The sequence below is a fragment of the Mycolicibacterium pyrenivorans genome, assembly GCF_025821625.1.
GTDB lineage: Bacteria > Actinomycetota > Actinomycetes > Mycobacteriales > Mycobacteriaceae > Mycobacterium > Mycobacterium pyrenivorans.
Window position 1 is genome coordinate 38,347 of sequence record NZ_JACKSH010000022.1, and the last position, 15,780, is coordinate 54,126.

The 15,780-nt window shown below is 66.1% G+C and carries 16 protein-coding genes; 11 read left to right on the top strand and 5 right to left on the bottom strand.

Going from position 1 to position 15,780, the window contains the following annotated elements:
• The first annotated feature begins 13 nt into the window (after positions 1-13).
• The 5 genes from H7I57_RS02695 to H7I57_RS02715 are packed head-to-tail and all read left to right on the top strand — an operon-like array spanning position 14 to position 4,277.
• Positions 14-244 carry a biotin/lipoyl-containing protein gene (locus tag H7I57_RS02695; protein WP_264021742.1) on the top strand — a complete coding sequence of 77 codons (231 nt, stop codon included), beginning with the start codon at positions 14-16 and terminating at the stop codon, positions 242-244.
• 10 nt (positions 245-254) lie between these two features.
• On the top strand, positions 255-1,661 hold the full coding sequence (locus tag H7I57_RS02700) for an aromatic ring-hydroxylating oxygenase subunit alpha (protein WP_264021743.1): 1,407 nt from the start codon (positions 255-257) through the stop codon (positions 1,659-1,661).
• A 16-nt stretch (positions 1,662-1,677) separates the two neighbouring features.
• Positions 1,678-2,025: a 2Fe-2S iron-sulfur cluster-binding protein gene (locus tag H7I57_RS02705; RefSeq protein ID WP_264021744.1), complete on the top strand. Its 348-nt coding sequence runs from the start codon at positions 1,678-1,680 to the stop codon at positions 2,023-2,025.
• Complete coding sequence (locus H7I57_RS02710) at positions 2,009-3,637, top strand: FAD-binding protein (RefSeq protein WP_264021745.1); 1,629 nt, start codon at positions 2,009-2,011, stop codon at positions 3,635-3,637. The genes H7I57_RS02705 and H7I57_RS02710 overlap by 17 nt, the downstream gene beginning before the upstream one ends.
• 25 nt (positions 3,638-3,662) lie before the next feature.
• A complete protein-coding gene (locus tag H7I57_RS02715; RefSeq protein ID WP_264021748.1) occupies positions 3,663-4,277 on the top strand; it encodes a TetR/AcrR family transcriptional regulator in 615 nt (204 codons plus the stop codon).
• Positions 4,278-4,280: 3 nt separating this feature from the next.
• Here the strand turns inward: H7I57_RS02715 and H7I57_RS02720 are convergent, their stop codons facing one another.
• The 3 genes from H7I57_RS02720 to H7I57_RS02730 are packed head-to-tail and all read right to left on the bottom strand — an operon-like array spanning position 4,281 to position 6,247.
• Positions 4,281-5,273, bottom strand: a complete 993-nt coding sequence (locus H7I57_RS02720; protein ID WP_264021749.1) for an NAD-dependent epimerase/dehydratase family protein — start codon at positions 5,271-5,273, stop codon at positions 4,281-4,283.
• 6 nt (positions 5,274-5,279) lie between these two features.
• A complete protein-coding gene (locus tag H7I57_RS02725) occupies positions 5,280-5,711 on the bottom strand; it encodes a nuclear transport factor 2 family protein (RefSeq protein ID WP_264021750.1) in 432 nt (143 codons plus the stop codon).
• 17 nt (positions 5,712-5,728) lie between these two features.
• Entirely contained in the window at positions 5,729-6,247 is a 519-nt protein-coding gene (locus H7I57_RS02730) for a nuclear transport factor 2 family protein (RefSeq protein WP_264021751.1), read from the bottom strand.
• A 132-nt stretch (positions 6,248-6,379) separates the two neighbouring features.
• On the opposite strand from H7I57_RS02730, the gene H7I57_RS02735 reads away from it, so the two are divergent.
• Genes H7I57_RS02735 through H7I57_RS02745 form a run of 3 tightly spaced genes read left to right on the top strand, consistent with a single transcriptional unit; the run spans position 6,380 to position 9,886 of the window.
• The gene (locus tag H7I57_RS02735) at positions 6,380-7,903 is read left to right on the top strand and encodes an AMP-binding protein (protein WP_264021761.1); all 1,524 of its coding nucleotides are present in this window, start codon (positions 6,380-6,382) and stop codon (positions 7,901-7,903) included.
• A gap of 52 nt (positions 7,904-7,955) precedes the next feature.
• Positions 7,956-9,332 carry an LLM class flavin-dependent oxidoreductase gene (locus H7I57_RS02740; protein ID WP_264021752.1) on the top strand — a complete coding sequence of 459 codons (1,377 nt, stop codon included), beginning with the start codon at positions 7,956-7,958 and terminating at the stop codon, positions 9,330-9,332.
• Positions 9,329-9,886 carry an NADPH-dependent FMN reductase gene (locus tag H7I57_RS02745; protein ID WP_264021753.1) on the top strand — a complete coding sequence of 186 codons (558 nt, stop codon included), beginning with the start codon at positions 9,329-9,331 and terminating at the stop codon, positions 9,884-9,886. The genes H7I57_RS02740 and H7I57_RS02745 overlap by 4 nt, the downstream gene beginning before the upstream one ends.
• Here the strand turns inward: H7I57_RS02745 and H7I57_RS02750 are convergent.
• The gene (locus H7I57_RS02750; protein ID WP_264021754.1) at positions 9,855-10,529 is read right to left on the bottom strand and encodes a TetR/AcrR family transcriptional regulator; all 675 of its coding nucleotides are present in this window, start codon (positions 10,527-10,529) and stop codon (positions 9,855-9,857) included. The two genes, H7I57_RS02745 and H7I57_RS02750, sit on opposite strands and share 32 nt — an antisense overlap.
• 91 nt (positions 10,530-10,620) lie before the next feature.
• Positions 10,621-11,571, bottom strand: coding sequence for a LysR family transcriptional regulator (locus H7I57_RS02755; RefSeq protein ID WP_264021755.1), 951 nt, complete (start codon positions 11,569-11,571; stop codon positions 10,621-10,623).
• 68 nt (positions 11,572-11,639) lie between these two features.
• On the opposite strand from H7I57_RS02755, the gene H7I57_RS02760 reads away from it, so the two are divergent.
• The 3 genes from H7I57_RS02760 to H7I57_RS02770 are packed head-to-tail and all read left to right on the top strand — an operon-like array spanning position 11,640 to position 15,680.
• Positions 11,640-13,010: an MFS transporter gene (locus H7I57_RS02760; RefSeq protein WP_264021756.1), complete on the top strand. Its 1,371-nt coding sequence runs from the start codon at positions 11,640-11,642 to the stop codon at positions 13,008-13,010.
• Positions 13,007-13,753: a 3-hydroxybutyrate dehydrogenase gene (locus tag H7I57_RS02765; protein WP_264021757.1), complete on the top strand. Its 747-nt coding sequence runs from the start codon at positions 13,007-13,009 to the stop codon at positions 13,751-13,753. Before H7I57_RS02760 ends, H7I57_RS02765 begins: the two co-directional genes overlap by 4 nt.
• 34 nt (positions 13,754-13,787) lie before the next feature.
• Positions 13,788-15,680 carry an acetoacetate--CoA ligase gene (locus tag H7I57_RS02770; RefSeq protein ID WP_264021758.1) on the top strand — a complete coding sequence of 631 codons (1,893 nt, stop codon included), beginning with the start codon at positions 13,788-13,790 and terminating at the stop codon, positions 15,678-15,680.
• Positions 15,681-15,780: the final 100 nt, after the last annotated feature.

The following is a 15,780-nucleotide window of genomic DNA, read 5'->3' on the forward strand; positions in this document are numbered from 1 at the left end:
CGAACACACACTCATGGCGCATGAAGTGCGAATCCCCAAACTCGGCGTCGCCGTCGAACAAGGCCAGATCACCGAATGGCTCTGTGCCGACGGCGACACCGTGGAGGCCGGTCAGGCGATCTACGTGCTGGCCACCGACAAGACCGAGACCGAGATCGAAAGTCCGGTAGCCGGTCAGATCACCATCATCGGTGAGGTCGACGAGGACTATCCCGTCGGCACCGTCGTCGCGACCATCCACTGAAAGGCGCAGCATGACAGCGCAACTCACCCCCGTTGACACGACATCAGCCAGCGAGGCGGCAGAGCCGTACGTGCCTCGGCACAACCTCGACACCTCGAAGGTGCCGCTCCGGGTCGCCGACGGTGTGCACCTGCCGGTGCAGCGGTACTACGACCAGGACTTTGCCGACCTGGAGTACGAGAAGATGTGGCTGCATACGTGGCAGTGGGCGTGTCGCGAGGAGGACATCCCCGAACCCGGCGACTTCATCGAGTACTCGATCGTCGACAAGACCGTCATCGTGGTGCGTCAGCCCGACCGCGGCATCAAGGTGCTCAACAATGTGTGCCCGCACCGGGCTACGCAACTGGTGGAACCCGACGACGCTGGAACGTTCGGCGGCAACCAGATCGTCTGTCCCTTTCACGGGTGGCGGTTCAACACCGACGGAAGCCAGGCCTACATCTACTGCAGGCAGGGCTTTGCGCCCGGCTCGATCGGCCCGGACACGATGCGGCTGAACGAGGTGCGGTCGGCCGTGAAATACGGTTTCGTGTGGATCAACTTCGACGACGACGCCCCCACCCTCGAAGAGTTCTTCGGCGACTACGACAAGCATCTCGCGCCCATGGCGATGGACCGGATGCGGGTGCGCTGGTGGAAGTACTCGATAGTGCCCGGCAACTGGAAGGTGGCTGCGGAGGCGTTTCTCGAGGCGTATCACGTCATGCAGGCCCATCCCGAACTCGCGATGGGCGCCACCGACGACGACTACAACGCCGACGGGGTTCCCTATTACCACCACGGCATGGGCCACGTGGACACGGCCACACCGTTCGATCCGGAGCATCCCGAGGACTACACCCTGCCTCCGACCCTGGTAGCCGGGATGGAACCGGGCCGGTTCTTCATCGACCAGAACCAGGTGCTCTTCGAAGGAACCGACGGATTCGCCACCGCGCGTGACGAATACATCGCCGACCGGATTCGTGACTTGCCCGACGACCATGTGCTGTTCAAGTTCTTCGAGGAGCTCTACAAGTACGCCGAAGAGGCCGACATCCCGCTGCCCCCACTGGATCCGAACGCCTCGACGTACGGGTTCGTGTTCCCGAACCTCGTGTTCCTCGGCCTGACCGGCAACCTGCTGTTCTACCGGTTCCGCCCGAACGGCCACGACCCGAACTCGGCGATCTTCGAAGCGCTGGCGATGCAGATCCCGCGGCGCTGCGACATGGACAATGCGGCCCCGCGTCGAGAAGGTCCACTGGAACCGGGGGACTGGCCGTTCGTGCTGCAGCAGGACATGGGCAACATCTACCGCCAGCAGGCGGGATACCGCTCAGGGGCGATCGCACATTCGACCCTGTCACCCAGGTACGAGCCGATGATCTTCTCACTGCACACCGAGATCGACCGCTACATTGCGACCTACTGACGCGTCTACGGTGACGATGCGGGTGGAGCCCGCCGGCATCGACATCGACGTGCACCCCGGCGAGACGCTGATGCAGGCCGCCTGGCGTGCCGGGTATTACTGGCCGACACTGTGTTTGGCGCGGGGCACCTGCACCGCGTGCCGCTGCGAGATCCTCGATGGGCTGCACCTGCTCTCCGAACGCACCGACGCAGAGGTCGCGCTGCTCGGAAGTCTCGACCGCCGGGTGCGACGCGCCAACCCGCGCCGGATCAGGCTGGCCTGCCAGGCGAAGGCCTCGGGGCACATCACGGTGCGCAAGCCCGGCGTCAGGAAACAGTCCACCGTCAACGACCAGGAGGCGGCGAATGTCGAGGGTCAGTGATGATTTCGATCTGATCGTGGTGGGTTTCGGCCTCGCCGGGGTCTGCGCGGCCATCGCGGCGGCCGAGAACGGGGCACGGGTGTTGGCGGTCGACCGCGCGCTCGGCGGGGGCTCGTCGGCGGTATCGGGCGGTGTGGTGTACGCCGGCGGCGGGACGCCGTACCAGAAGGCGGCCGGCTACGACGACGACCCCGAGAACATGTTCAACTACCTTCGGCAGGAAGTGCAGGGTGTCGTCGACGATGCGACCCTGCGCCGGTTCTGCGAGGGGAGCGTCGAACAACTCGCCTGGCTGGAGACGCACGGAGCGGAATTCAAGGCATCCCTGTGCCCGTACAAGACCTCCTACCCGACCAAGCACTACCTGTACTTCTCCGGAAATGAGAAGGCGTACCCGTACCGGCTGCACGCCCGGCCCGCCCCCAGGGGGCATCGGCAGATCGCGACGGGCACGAAATCGGGCCGTGACCTGTGGCGTCGTATGCGCGACGCCGCAGCCGAGCTGGGCGTGGTGTTCCTGCCCCGCACCCTCGTGGACGACCTTCTGGTCATCGACGGCCGGGTGGCCGGAATACGGTGCCGCACGTGGATCGGAGGTGGTCGGCCCGCGCAGTTCCTCCACGGCCGGACGACGGCGGTGGGCGCCAAGCTGACCAACTGGATGCCGCCGATCGGGCATCCCATCACGGGTCTCGCCGACCGGATGTGGCGCCGGTGCGCTCAGGAGCGCACCTTCACCGCGCCAAGCGTGGTCCTGGCGGCCGGCGGGTTCGCGTTCAACGAGGACATGCTGCTCCGCCACGCGCCGGCATTCCAACAGATTCGTCCGCTGGGCACCCGAGCTGACGACGGGGCCGGAATCCGCCTGGGCGTCAAGGCAGGCGGTGCGACGGGTCAGCTCGAGCGGGTCAGCGCCTGGCGCCTGCTGACCCCGCCGTCCGCGCTGATCGAAGGGATCACGGTCGGAGTCGACGGCCGGCGGATAGCCAACGAGGACCTGTACGGCGCCACCCACTGCGACATCATGGTCCGGCGGTTCGGCGGCAAGGGTTTTCTGATCGTCGACGCCGACACCTGGAAGCGCGCGCGGGCCCAGGGCGCGGACCAGGCCGAGTCGATCCTGCGCCTGCAGATCGCTGCCGTGTTCAGCATCGGTCACCGCAAGGCGGCGACCCTGCCCGGCCTGGCCCGCAAGCTGGGCATCTCGGCCTCGGGGTTGTCCGCCACCGTCGACGCCTACAACGCTGCCATCGCTTCGGGCGACGTGGATCCGGCCCACAAGGCGCCGGAGCTGTGCGCGCCGGTGCAGCAGGCACCGTTCTACGGCGTCGACATCTCGGTCCGCCCCTCGCTGACCTATCCGGTGCCCGGGCTCACCCTCGGGGGGCTGAAGGTCGACGGCGACACCGGCCTGGTGATCGACGAACAGGGCCGACCGATCCCGGGCCTGTACGCAGCAGGGCGTACGGCGGTGGGGATCTGTTCCCACAGCTATGTCAGTGGTCTGGCACTCGCGGACTGCGTGTTCTCCGGCAGGCGGGCGGGCGAGCATGCGGCGTCGGCCGGCACGGGCGAACCACTGCTGGAGGGTGGCGTGAGAAACTCTCACTAGTACCGTCGCCGACCTAGGGGGATCCGTGTCCACCAACCCGTCGCTGCTGGGCCGGCCCGTCGGCGCCAACGGCGAGGAGACCCGGCGACGCATCATCGATGCCACCATGCGCTGCGTCGCCGAGGTGGGGTACGAGCGCGCGACGATCCGGGAGATCGCCCGCAAAGCGGACATGACCAGCGGAAGCCTGTACCACTACTTCCCCAACAAGACCGAGCTGATCAAAGCCACTCTGGACGAGTGGGCCGAGATGACCATCCCCCGGGTGGCCGCGTCCGCGCAGCGCAGCGATGACTTCCGGGAACGACTGGTCGCGGTCTTCGACGAATGTGATCAGCTGATGCGGGAGTACCCGATGATCGCTGCGTTCGACCGCGCCATCAGGGTGGGCAGCGCCGCGCACCTGGCGGAGAGCCGCGAGACGCTGTTCTCGTCGTTGCGTCTGGTGACGATCGACATCATCAAGCAGGCCCGGCGGGAGGGCGCACTGTCGCGTAGCACCGACATCGACAGCGTGGCCAACTCGATCTATCTCGTGCTGCAGGGAATGACCGACTACGCCGCCACCGCGGATCCCGACGAGTATCACTCGACGGTCAAGGCGCTCAAGCGCCTGGTCAGTGGAACGCTGTTCAAGTAGGCGTCACGACATGTGCTGCGCACGGTAGAACGCGACGGCCTTTTGAATCGAGTCCTCGAACGGCGCGGGCTTCCAGCCGAGTTCGCGTTCGGCCTTGCTGTGATCGAGCGGCGACATCTTGTCGACCATGTTGAATGCCCGTCGGACGAACTTGACCTCGCGTCCGGTCAGGTCGCCGAACAGCTGAGCCGCCGACGACAACGCCAGCAGCACCCGCCGGGGGATCGCGATCCACGGTGCCCTCACCCCGCCCGCCTCGGCCGCCAGCGCATGCAGCTCACGAGTGGTCATGAACCTGTCGGAGATGATGTAGCGTTCCCCGATCCGACCCTTGTGCGAGGCGAGGACCATCGCTTCGGCGGCATCCTCGATGCCCACCACCTCTTGGCCGATGCCCTGGAAGTAGAAGGGGGCCTTGCCGGCCGAGATCGCGGCGATCAGCCCGCCGTGCGGCGTCGGTTGCCAGTCACGCGGGCCATAGGTGTTCGAGATGCACAGCGCGACGGCCGGTAAACCCTTGTCTTTCGCGTACGACAACACCAGGTTCTCGGCGTCGACCCGGCACTGCGTGTAGGCACCGCCGTCGGAGTACCAGTTGCACGGGTCGTCTTCGGTGACTGGTGTGCCGTCGGTGCTGACGGCCAACGTCGCGATCGTGGACATGAAGACGAAGCGCTCGAGGTCGGCGGCCAGCGCTGCGTCGAGGACGTGGCGCAGGCCCTCGACGTTGGTGCGCAACAGCGGTGACGGATCGCGCAGCCAGGCCCTGGCATCCACGACGCAGTAGAACGCGACGTCGCAGCCTGTCATCGCCCGACGCAGCGCGTCGTCGTCGAAGACGTCACCGTAGCAGTGTTCGACGTCCAGATCGTCGATCGCCTTGGTGGAACTCGTTTCTCGCAGCATCACGCGGACGTCCTCACCGCGTTCGACGAGCTTGCGGACCACGTTCGATCCGACGAATCCGCTGCCGCCGATCACGAGCTTCTTACCCACGGCCGCCTATCCCTGCACCGGCAGCAGCGGGTTGGCGAACCAGGCGTTCTCTTCGCGCATCTCCCGGCTACGCCAGCCTGAAGGTGTCCTGACCAACGTGTGGTGGTAGTACCCGCCGCAGTAGCTCAGCTCGTCCATTCCCGGCAACTGCATCGGGTTGTAGAACATGGCACGCACCTGAGCGGTGTCACCGGAGATCACCGTCTCGATGTTGGAGATGAAGTGTTGCATCATCTGCATCGCGCTCAATGCCTGTGACAGCCAGTCGGCGACCTCGTCGCGGGTACCGGCGATGGCGCCCGCCGACGAGTAGTCCACCGTCGCGTCGTCGGTGAACAAGGATCGCCACAGGTCCCAGTCTCGGGTGTCGACCGCTCTGGCGTACTTGGCCAGCAGCGCTTCGATCTCGAGCCGGTCACTGATCTCCTGGATATCCATGTGCAGTCCTTCGCGGGCTAGCGGTCGGTGGTGTCGAACTGGGGGCGGACGGCGTCTTGGCCGAGGAACTGTTCAGCGCCCCAGCCTTTTTCGTAGGTCGTGATGGATGCCGCTTCCAGCGCCATCCTGGTGTAACGCCAACCGTCAGGCGTTCGGCGATACTCGTTGAGGTAGCGACCGAAAGTCCAGAACGCCTGTCCTTCGGCGGCTGTCGTGGCGATCATGGCGTGCCATTCGCCGCGTGCCTGATCGCCGTCGATCTCGATCAACGGGTTCATCACGTTGTGGATGATGAACGGGATGACCTGGAACTGCCGGAACAGCTCTTCGATGGCGGCACGGCCCTGTACGCGGACAGTGCCGAGCGGCCCCTCCCACACACCGTCCTCGGTGAACAATCCCGCCACGGTGCCGGGATGGCGGTGCGTCGGTCCGAGCCATCCGCCATCGTTGCAGTTGATATAGCGCGCCTGCAGGTCGGCGATCTCCTGACGGTCCTCGATCAGCTGAACGCGTTCTTCGAGGGACTTCCTCACACGGGGCACCTTCCAATCAATCGCTTGATTGATTCGTATGATGCGTGCCACACTGCCTGGGTGTCAAGGACTCAGGCCACTCCTCCGGACAGCGCCGGGCCGGTATCGGTAAACCGAGCCATTCCAGCCGAATTGGCCCGGAGCTATATCGCGAGCGGATGGTGGACGGAGGAGACCATCGCGGACCTGCTGACTCATGGACTGCGTCGAGCACCTGAGGCAGAGTTCCGGGTGTATTCGGCAACCCGGCCATGGTCGGGAACATTCGGTGACGTCGAGCAGATCGCGCGAAGGCTCGCAGCGGGGCTGCGCCGTCGAGGGGTCGGTCCGGGCGATGTCGTCGCGTTTCAGCTGCCGAACTGGATGGAAGCCGCGGCCACGTTCTGGGCTTCGGCGTTCCTCGGCGCGGTCGTCGTGCCCGTCGTGCACTTCTACGGCGCCAAGGAGATCCGGCACATCGCGGCGACGGCGAAGCCGAAGGTGTTCATCACCTTCGAGGAGTTCGGCCGAACCCGCTATGACCCCGAGCTGTTCTCCGACATCCCGATCGTCGGCGTTGTCGGGCGCGACTTCGACGACCTGCTCGACGCGGAGCCGCTCACCGACAACATCGAGGTCGCACCGACGCTGCCCGCGGTGATCGCCTTCACCTCAGGCACCACGCGGAACGCCAAGGGTGTGGTCCACAGCCACCAGACGCTGGTGTACGAGACGCGGCAGCTGGGTGACGCCTACCCGCCAGGATTGGAGCGCCAGCTGACTGCGGCGCCGGTCGGTCACTTCATCGGCATGCTCAACGCGTTCCTGATCCCGGTGCTGAACGGGACCCCGGTCTACCTGACCGACGCCTGGAACCCGGCCCAAACTCTGTCGCTGATGCTCAGCGACGGCCTGACCTTCGGTGGTGGCGCGCCGTATTTCGTGATCAGCCTGCTCGATCATCCCGACTTCACGCCCGCGCACCTGGACCACATGCGGTACGCGGGGATGGGCGGGTCATCGGTGCCCGCCGCGGTCGCACGCCGGCTGCATGACCACGGCGTCACGGTGTGGCGTTCGTACGGCAGCACCGAGCATCCGTCGATCGCCAGCACGCACTACACCGCGCCGGCAGAGAAGCGGATGTACACCGACGGACGGCCGCTCCCCGGGGTGGAGATCCGGTTGACCGCCGAGGGCGAGATCCTCAGCCGCGGGCCCGACCTGTGCCTCGGTTACCTCGACGACGAACTGACCCGCACTGTCTTCGACGACGAGGGCTGGTACCACACCGGTGACATCGGGACTTTGGACGACGAAGGCTACCTGTCGATCGTCGACCGCAAGTCCGACATCATCATCCGCGGCGGGGAGAACATCAGCGCCATGGAGGTGGAGGAGGTGCTGCTCACGATGGCAGGCGTTGCCGAGGCGGTGGCGGTGGCCGCGCCCGATGAGCGTTTCGGCGAGCGCACCGCGGCAGTGCTGCGGTTGAAGCCCGACGCCGTCCTCCCCACGATGGACGAATTGCGGGAACACTTCGCGAACAGCGGTCTGGCCAAACAGAAGTGGCCGGAGGAGGTTCACCAGGTCGACGATTTCCCCCGTACGCCGAGCTCCAAGATCCAGAAGGTGCTGGTACGGAAGATGGTCGCGGAAACCCGCAATATCTCGTAGAGACTGGCTCGAATGGCATACGCGCGCGCCGCGCTGCTATACGATCGTACAAATGAGCAAGCGCATGATCTTCACTCTGCTGGTGATGGACTCCATCGGGCACAACTTCCACGGCAGCTGGCGGCACCCGCAGGCCCGCAACCGCGAGTTCAAGGGCTTCGACATGTGGGTGGACCTCGCGAAGAAGGCCGAACAGGCCAAGTTCGACGCATTCTTCTTCACCGACGTCATGGGCGTGCAGGGCGAGTACAACGGTTCCCGCGACATCGTCTTCGAGATGGCCATGAACGTGCCCATCGGGGACTGCACGATGCTGATCCCGGCGCTGGCCCGCGAGACCGACGATATCGGGTTCCTCTACACCAGCTCGGTGATCTCGCACCACCCGTTCGTCTTCGCCCGCGCGGCGTCGACGCTCGACCACCTGAGCAACGGGCGGATCGGCTGGAACATCGTCACCTCCGCCAACGAGAAGGCGTTCCGCAATCTCGGTCTGCCCGCGACGCTTTCGCACGACGAGCGCTACGCGTGGGCCAAGGAGTACGTGGACGTGGCCTACAAGCTGTGGGAGGGCTCGTGGGATGTCGACGCCATCGTCAACGACCCGGCGAACGGTGTCTACGCCGATCCGACGAAAGTTCACGACATCAACCACAAGGGTGATCGCTACAGCGTCGAGGGCTTCAACCTGATGGAGCCGTCACCGCAGCGGACACCCGTGCTGGCGCAGGCGGGCGGATCTCCGGCCGGACTCGACTTCGCGGCCGCACACGCCGAGCTGATGTTCCTGTCGGCGTACTCACCGGAGACGATCGCCCAGCAGGTGGGCAGCGTACGCGAACTCGCCCGGGCCAAGGGGCGCCGTGACGGTGACATCCTGTTCCTGCAGGGGCTGATGTTCGTCGTCGGGTCGACCGACGAAGAGGCCTTCCGAATGTGGGGTGAGCTCGAGGAGTGGCGCAGCCCGGAGGCGCAGACCGCGTACTTCTCCAGCCTGAGCGGCATGGATCTGGGCCGTTACGATCCCGCGACGCCGCTCGAGGACATCATCGCCGAGATCCCCGGCATCCAGGGCGCATTCCTGTCGATGATCAACGCGTGGCCGGCGGGATCCAAGCCGACGGTCAAGGACTTCCTGACGTCGATGTCGCTACCACAGATGGTGGTGGGGTCGCCGGAGACGATCGTCGCCCGGCTCCGCGAGTTCCAGGCCGCCGGGGTGGACGGCGTCCAGGTGATGAACATCCTGATGCCGCAGAGCTACGACGAGTTCTTCGAGCATCTCGTGCCGGTACTGCAGCGTGAGGGGCTGATGCAGACCGAGTACCAGCCGGGAACGTTGCGGGAGAAGCTGTTCGACGTGTCAACGCCGGACGTCTCCGAACGGCACCCGGCCCACAAGTACCGCGGGATGTTCTGCACCGGATGACTGCGTCTTCACCGACGACCACGATCCTGGTGCTCCTGGGAAGCCTGCGTCGGGCGTCGATCAACAGGCAACTCGCCGAAGTGGCGATCGACAATGCGCCGTCGAGTATCCGGATGCACTTGTTCGACCGGCTGGGTGAATTGCCGTTGTACAACGAGGATATCGATACCGAGCACCCGGCCGAGGCCGTCGTGGCGTTGCGGGCGGCGGCCACCGAGGCCGACGCCCTGCTGGCCGTGACCCCGGAGTACAACGGCGGCGTCCCCGGTCTGCTCAAGAACGCGATCGACTGGCTGTCGCGGCCCTATGGTCAGAGCCCGGTGAAAGGTAAACCGGCGGCGGTGATCGGTGCGTCTCTGGGGCAATACGGCGGGGTGTGGGCCCACGACGAGGCGCGTAAGTCCTTGGCAATCGCGGGACCTCGAGTGATCGGCTCAATCGCGATGTCGGTGCCCACGGAGTCGTTGCGGGGCAGGCATCCCGGCGAAGATACGGAGTTGGTGGCCAGAGTTCGCGAGGTCGTCAGTGATCTCGCGGCTGAGGCACGGACCTAGCACCGCCAGGTGTGCGGCGCTTGCGGGGCACCGCCTTGCGCTTGCGCGGCGACATCGGCGGGTCCATCGAATCGAGGTAGCGCTCGAACGCGGCGGTGACCTCCGCGTGTGCGGTGGTCACGCCGATGCCCTCCTCGAGGCTGAGGAATTTCGGAAGGCTGGAGATCAACCACTGCAACGCGGGCAGCGAAAGGTCTCCGCCGAGGCGCGCCCCCTTGCCGTACTTGGCGACGAGTGCGTCGAGATGGACCTTGCGAACGCTCTCGGTGACGGCGGCGATCTCGGCCCGGATGTTCTTGCGATGGTTACCGAGTGCCATGAACTCGGTCATCAGGGCACCGGTCGCCTCATGTCGGCTGACCTCCCACAGGGCCCGCAACGGATCCTCGGATCGCTCGGCGAGTGTCTTGGTCAGGTAGGCGAGATTACGTTCGGAGTAACGCCGAATCGCCGCGATGAAGATGTCGTCGAGGCTGGGAAAGTAATACTGCACCAGGCTCGGCGTGACACCCGCCTTGGTGGCCAGCGCGCGGTAGCTGACACTCGCGTAACCCTCGTCGAGCATCATCTGCTCGACGCACTCCAGAAGAGTGTCGCGCGTCTTGGATGTCTCGGCGCCTACGCGCCGGGGCGATGCAGCCATGGTCTCCTCGATCGATCGATTACCAGCATTCTGGCACCGAACTCTTGGCTGTACGTCCGTATAGCACAACACGGGATGTCGAGCGCGTCGCTTACCGTCGTCCGAGAAGCATGTCGCGCTGATCGTCCATGCGCGCGGTGATCGCGTCGATCACCGCCGCGACCTCGGGCCGGCGCAATGTCTCGGCGCGGGTGACGAGCCAATACGTCAGGCGGATCGACACCGAGTCGGCCAGCACGCGGACCAGGTCGTCGTGGCGGTCGGCCATGAAGCACGGCAGCAGGCCCAGTCCTGCCGCCGCTCTGGTGGCCTCGACGTGGACGAAGACGTTGGTCGACGTCACCGATTCCCGCATCGCTGGTGCGAAGCTCGTGGCCAGGTCGAGGTCGTCGACCTGGAGCATCGAGTCGATGAAGTAGACCAGCGGAAACCGTTGCAGGTCGGCGATGCTCGTCGGGGCGCCGTGCTCGGCGAGGTAGTCGTGGGACCCGTAGAGCCCCAGGCAGTAGTCGCCAAGGCGCAGAGCCTTGGCCCGCCGCACGGTCGGCTCGCCCACCACGACCTCGACGTCGAGTCCCGAACGCTGCTGGGTGGCACGCCGGGTGGCGGCGACGATCTCCACCGCCACCTTGGGGTGGCTGCGCTGCACGACGGCCGCGGCAGGGGCCGCGATGTAGGCGGAGAAGCCGTCGGTCGCCGAGATCCGAACGACCCCCTCCAGCGCGCGGTGCCCGCCGGTGGCCGTCGAGAGGGAACGGACCGCCGAGTCGACCGCCTCGGCGGCCGCAAGGGCCTCGCGGCCGAGATCGGTGAGCTCCCAACCCCCGGCCACCCGCGCCAGGACCCGCCCACCGATCGATGCCTCGAGGGCCGCGATGCGGCGACTGATCGTGGTGTGGTTGAGGCCGAGTTCGTCGGCGGCGGTGGTGTATCTGCCCGTCCGGCCCACCGCCAGCAACACCAGCAGGTCATCGGGGCTGGGGCGTCGATTGGCCGCGGTCACCTGTGCATTTTTGCAGATATGTCCCGCAATTTTGGGCATTGCCGCAACGAGTAGCTGCATGAATACTCACAAGGATCTGTGGTGGTCGTCACAACGAAGGGGTTTCCATGAGCACCCAACAAGAGTCGCGGCCCGACGATCCGAGGTCCGTCACAACCGGTCTCAAACGCGTGGTGGTCGCCTCGATGGCGGGCACGGTCGTCGAGTGGTACGAGTTCTTCCTCTACGCCACCGCTGCCACGCTGGTGTTCAACAAGGTGTTCTTCGCCGAGGGCATGAGCGAGGCAAGCGGGCTCATCGCGGCGCTGCTGACCTATGCGGTCGGGTTCGTCGCGCGTCCGCTCGGCGGGGTGGTGTTCGGACACTTCGGTGACAAGTACGGCCGCAAGAAACTGCTGCAGTTCGCGATTCTGCTCGTCGGGGCCGTGACGTTCCTGATGGGATGCCTGCCGACGTACGCGCAGATCGGGGTGTGGGCGCCGATTCTTCTCGTGCTCCTGCGGTTCCTGCAGGGCTTCGCTGTCGGCGGCGAATGGGGCGGGGCGGTGCTGCTCGTCGCCGAGCACAGCCCGAACAAGGAACGCGCGTTCTGGGCCAGTTGGCCGCAGGCCGCGGTGCCCGTCGGCAACATGCTCGCCACCGTGGTGCTGCTGGTGCTGACCGGCACGCTGTCGGACGAGGCGTTCCTGTCCTGGGGCTGGCGGGTCGCGTTCTGGCTGTCGGCCGTGGTGGTGCTGATCGGCTACTACATCCGCACCAAGGTCACCGATGCGCCGATCTTCCTGGAGGCCCAGGAGGAGGTCGAGCGCGTCAAGGCGGTGTCCTACGGTGTGTTCGAGGTGCTGAAGCGTTACCCCCGCGGGGTTTTCACCGCGATGGGCCTGCGCTTCGCCGAGAACATCATGTACTACCTCGTCGTCACCTTCTCGATCGTCTACCTCAAGACCCACGTCGGCGCCGACACCGGCGACATCCTGTGGTGGCTGTTGGCCGCTCACGCGGTGCACTTCCTGGTGATCCCGCAGGTGGGCCGGCTCTCGGATCGGTTCGGGCGGCGTCCGGTGTACATCGTCGGCGCCATTTTGGCCAGCACCTGGGGCTTCTTCGCCTTCCCGATGATGAACACCGGGGACTACCTGATGATCATGGCGGCCGTCATCCTCGGCCTGATGATCCACGCGCTCATGTACGCGCCGCAGCCGGCCATCATGGCGGAGATGTTCCCCACCCGAATGCGGTACTCCGGTGTCTCTCTTGGCTATCAGGTCACATCGATCGTCGCCGGTTCGCTGGCGCCCGCCATCGCCACCTGGCTGCTCGACATGTTCGACTCGTGGGTGCCGATCGCGCTGTACCTCGCCGGTGCCGCGGCGATCACCCTGGTGGCCGCCCTGTTCAACCGGGAGACCAACGGCCTGGACCTGAAGACGCTCGACGAGGCCGACCGCGAGCAACTCGCCAAGGCCGGCATCGTATGACCGATCTCGACGGCCGCACCGCGCTGGTGACCGGCGGTGCGAGCGGCATCGGTGCGGCGTGCGCACGCGAGTTGGCGGGCCGCGGAGCGTCGGTCACGGTCGCCGACATCGACGACGTCGGAGCCAAGGACCTGGCGCAGGAGATCGGCGGAACCGCCTGGGCGGTCGACCTTCTCGACGTCGAGGCGCTGGAGAGCCTGCAGCTGAACACCGACATCCTGGTCAACAACGCCGGTGTGCAGAGCATCAGCGAGATCGCCGAGTTCCCGCCGGAGCGGTTCCGCATGATGATGACGTTGATGGTGGAGGCGCCGTTCCTGTTGATCCGTGCGGCGCTGCCACACATGTACCGCGGCGGTTTCGGGCGGGTCATCAACATCTCGTCGGTGCACGGTCTGCGGGCGTCCCCGTTCAAGGTCGCCTATGTCACCGCCAAGCACGGCCTCGAGGGGCTGTCGAAGGTGACCGCGCTGGAGGGCGGCCCGCACGGCGTCACGAGCAACTGCATCAATCCCGGTTACGTCCGCACCCCACTGGTGACCAAGCAGATCGCCGACCAGGCCAAGACGCACGGGATTCCGGATGACCAGGTGATCACCAAGATCCTGCTCAAGGAGAGCGCGGTGAAACGTCTCGTCGAGCCCGAGGAGGTCGGCGCCCTGGCGGGTTGGCTGGCATCACCGGCTGCTGGCATGGTTACGGGAGCTTCGTACACGATGGATGGCGGATGGAGTGCGCGTTGAAGGCTACGGCAGTGCCGCGGGCGGTGGGCCGCCCATGAAACCCCAGTGGGTTCCCACAGACCGAGATATCGCCGACGCCCGAGTCACCGATTTCGCGCGTTTCGCCGAGCGGCGAACCGGGTCCGCGTTCCCGGATTACCACGCCCTGTGGCGCTGGTCGGTGGAGGACATCGAGGGCTTCTGGGCGACGTTGTGGGACTACTTCGAGGTCGGTGACCGTGGTCCGACGGTTCTCGAGAACGGTGAGATGCCGGGAGCCCGGTGGTTTCCCGGCGCCACGCTGAACTACGTCGACCAGATCGTCCGCAACGTACGCACGGACCGGCCCGCGATCATCTACGTCAGCGAAGAGGGACCGGACCGCGAGGTGTCGTGGGCCGAGCTGTTGGGACGCACCGCCGCATTCGCCGGCGCGCTGCGCGCGGCCGGTATCGGCGCCGGCGATCGCGTCGTCGGGTATCTGCCCAACATCCCGGAAGCAGTGATCGCGTTCCTGGCCACGGCCGCCGCCGGCGCGGTCTGGAGCGCCTGCGGGCAGGACTACTCGGCGAAGGCCGCGCTGGACCGGCTCGGCCAGCTCGAACCCAAGGCACTGGTGACCGCGGACGGGTACACGTTCGGCGGGAAGTACCGGGACAAGAGCGACGAGGTTGCCGCGCTCCGAGCGGGGCTGCCCACGCTGGCGGCGACGTTCACCGTCGACGACCTCGCCGCACGCAGTGACCGCGAGATCGAGACTGTCGCAGTTCCTTTCGAGCACCCGCTGTGGATCCTGTTCTCGTCGGGCACCACCGGCCTGCCCAAGGGCATCGTGCACGGTCACGGCGGGGTGGTCCTCGAGCACCTCAAAGCTGTGGCGTTGCAGTCCGACATCGGCCGCGACGACACCTTCTTCTGGTTCACCAGCCCCAGCTGGATGATGTGGAATTTCCAGATCGCGGGACTCCTCGTGGGCGCGACGATCGTCTGCTACGACGGCAGCCCGTCGGCGGGACGGCCGGATGCCCTGTGGGAGATCGCGGCCCGGGTCGGGGCGACGGTGCTCGGCACCAGTCCCGGTTACGTGCTCGGCTGCATGAAGGCCGACGCCGACCCGAAGGGGACTCACGATCTGTCGGCGCTGCGGACGGTGGGGATCACCGGATCGTCGCTGCCGCCGGCGTCGTCGCTGTGGCTGAGCGAGCATGTCGGTGAGCATGTCCAGGTCGCGTCGATCAGCGGCGGCACCGACGTCGTGTCGGCGTTCATCGGCGGGGTCCGCACGGTACCGGTCTGGCCCGGTGAGCTGTCGGCGCCGTTTCTGGGTGTCGCGTTGGATGCGTGGGATGAAGACGGCAAGCCGGTGCGGGGCGAAGTGGGTGAACTCGTGGTCACCAAGCCGTTGCCGTCGATGCCGGTCGGGTTCTGGAACGACCCCGACGGACAGCGTTACCGAGACGCGTATTTCGAGACGTTCCCGGGGGTCTGGCGTCACGGCGACTGGATCACCATCACCGACCATGACAGCGTCATCGTGCATGGGCGCTCCGATTCCACGCTCAATCGTCACGGCATCCGCATGGGCAGCGCCGACATCTATCAGGCGGTAGAAAGCCTGCCGGAGGTCGTCGAGGCGTTGGTGATCGGAGCCGAGCAGCCCGACGGCGACTACTGGATGCCGTTGTTCGTGGTTCTCGCCGACGGTGTCGACCTCGACGACCCACTGCGCGAACGCATCAACGGCACCATCCGATCCGAGGTGTCACCGCGGCACGTGCCCGACGAGATCATCGTCGCCCCAGGCATTCCACACACCCGAACCGGCAAGAAACTCGAAGTGCCCATCAAGAAGCTGTTCCAGGGCGGCGACCCGGCCAAGGTCGTCGAGCGCAGCGCCGTCGACGATCCGGACCTGCTCGACTGGTACGTCACGCAGCGTCGAAAGTAACCAGGTCGATGCTGAGTCGGCCTTCGATGAGGCTGACTCGTCGTCGGATTGGTGGTCCGGGTAGTGGTGGGGCGGTGGAGTGGTAGACCGCTCCGGTGGG

Coding starts and splice junctions, on each gene's coding strand:
- H7I57_RS02760 (WP_264021756.1), top strand. CDS start 11,640: ATGAGCACCCAACAAGAGTCGCGGCCCGACGATCCGAGGTCCGTCACA.
- H7I57_RS02700 (WP_264021743.1), top strand. CDS start 255: ATGACAGCGCAACTCACCCCCGTTGACACGACATCAGCCAGCGAGGCG.
- H7I57_RS02695 (WP_264021742.1), top strand. CDS start 14: ATGGCGCATGAAGTGCGAATCCCCAAACTCGGCGTCGCCGTCGAACAA.
- H7I57_RS02710 (WP_264021745.1), top strand. CDS start 2,009: ATGTCGAGGGTCAGTGATGATTTCGATCTGATCGTGGTGGGTTTCGGC.
- H7I57_RS02740 (WP_264021752.1), top strand. CDS start 7,956: ATGAGCAAGCGCATGATCTTCACTCTGCTGGTGATGGACTCCATCGGG.
- H7I57_RS02770 (WP_264021758.1), top strand. CDS start 13,788: ATGAAACCCCAGTGGGTTCCCACAGACCGAGATATCGCCGACGCCCGA.
- H7I57_RS02765 (WP_264021757.1), top strand. CDS start 13,007: ATGACCGATCTCGACGGCCGCACCGCGCTGGTGACCGGCGGTGCGAGC.
- H7I57_RS02745 (WP_264021753.1), top strand. CDS start 9,329: ATGACTGCGTCTTCACCGACGACCACGATCCTGGTGCTCCTGGGAAGC.
- H7I57_RS02705 (WP_264021744.1), top strand. CDS start 1,678: ATGCGGGTGGAGCCCGCCGGCATCGACATCGACGTGCACCCCGGCGAG.
- H7I57_RS02750 (WP_264021754.1), bottom strand. CDS start 10,529: ATGGCTGCATCGCCCCGGCGCGTAGGCGCCGAGACATCCAAGACGCGC.
- H7I57_RS02755 (WP_264021755.1), bottom strand. CDS start 11,571: ATGCCCAAAATTGCGGGACATATCTGCAAAAATGCACAGGTGACCGCG.
- H7I57_RS02725 (WP_264021750.1), bottom strand. CDS start 5,711: ATGGATATCCAGGAGATCAGTGACCGGCTCGAGATCGAAGCGCTGCTG.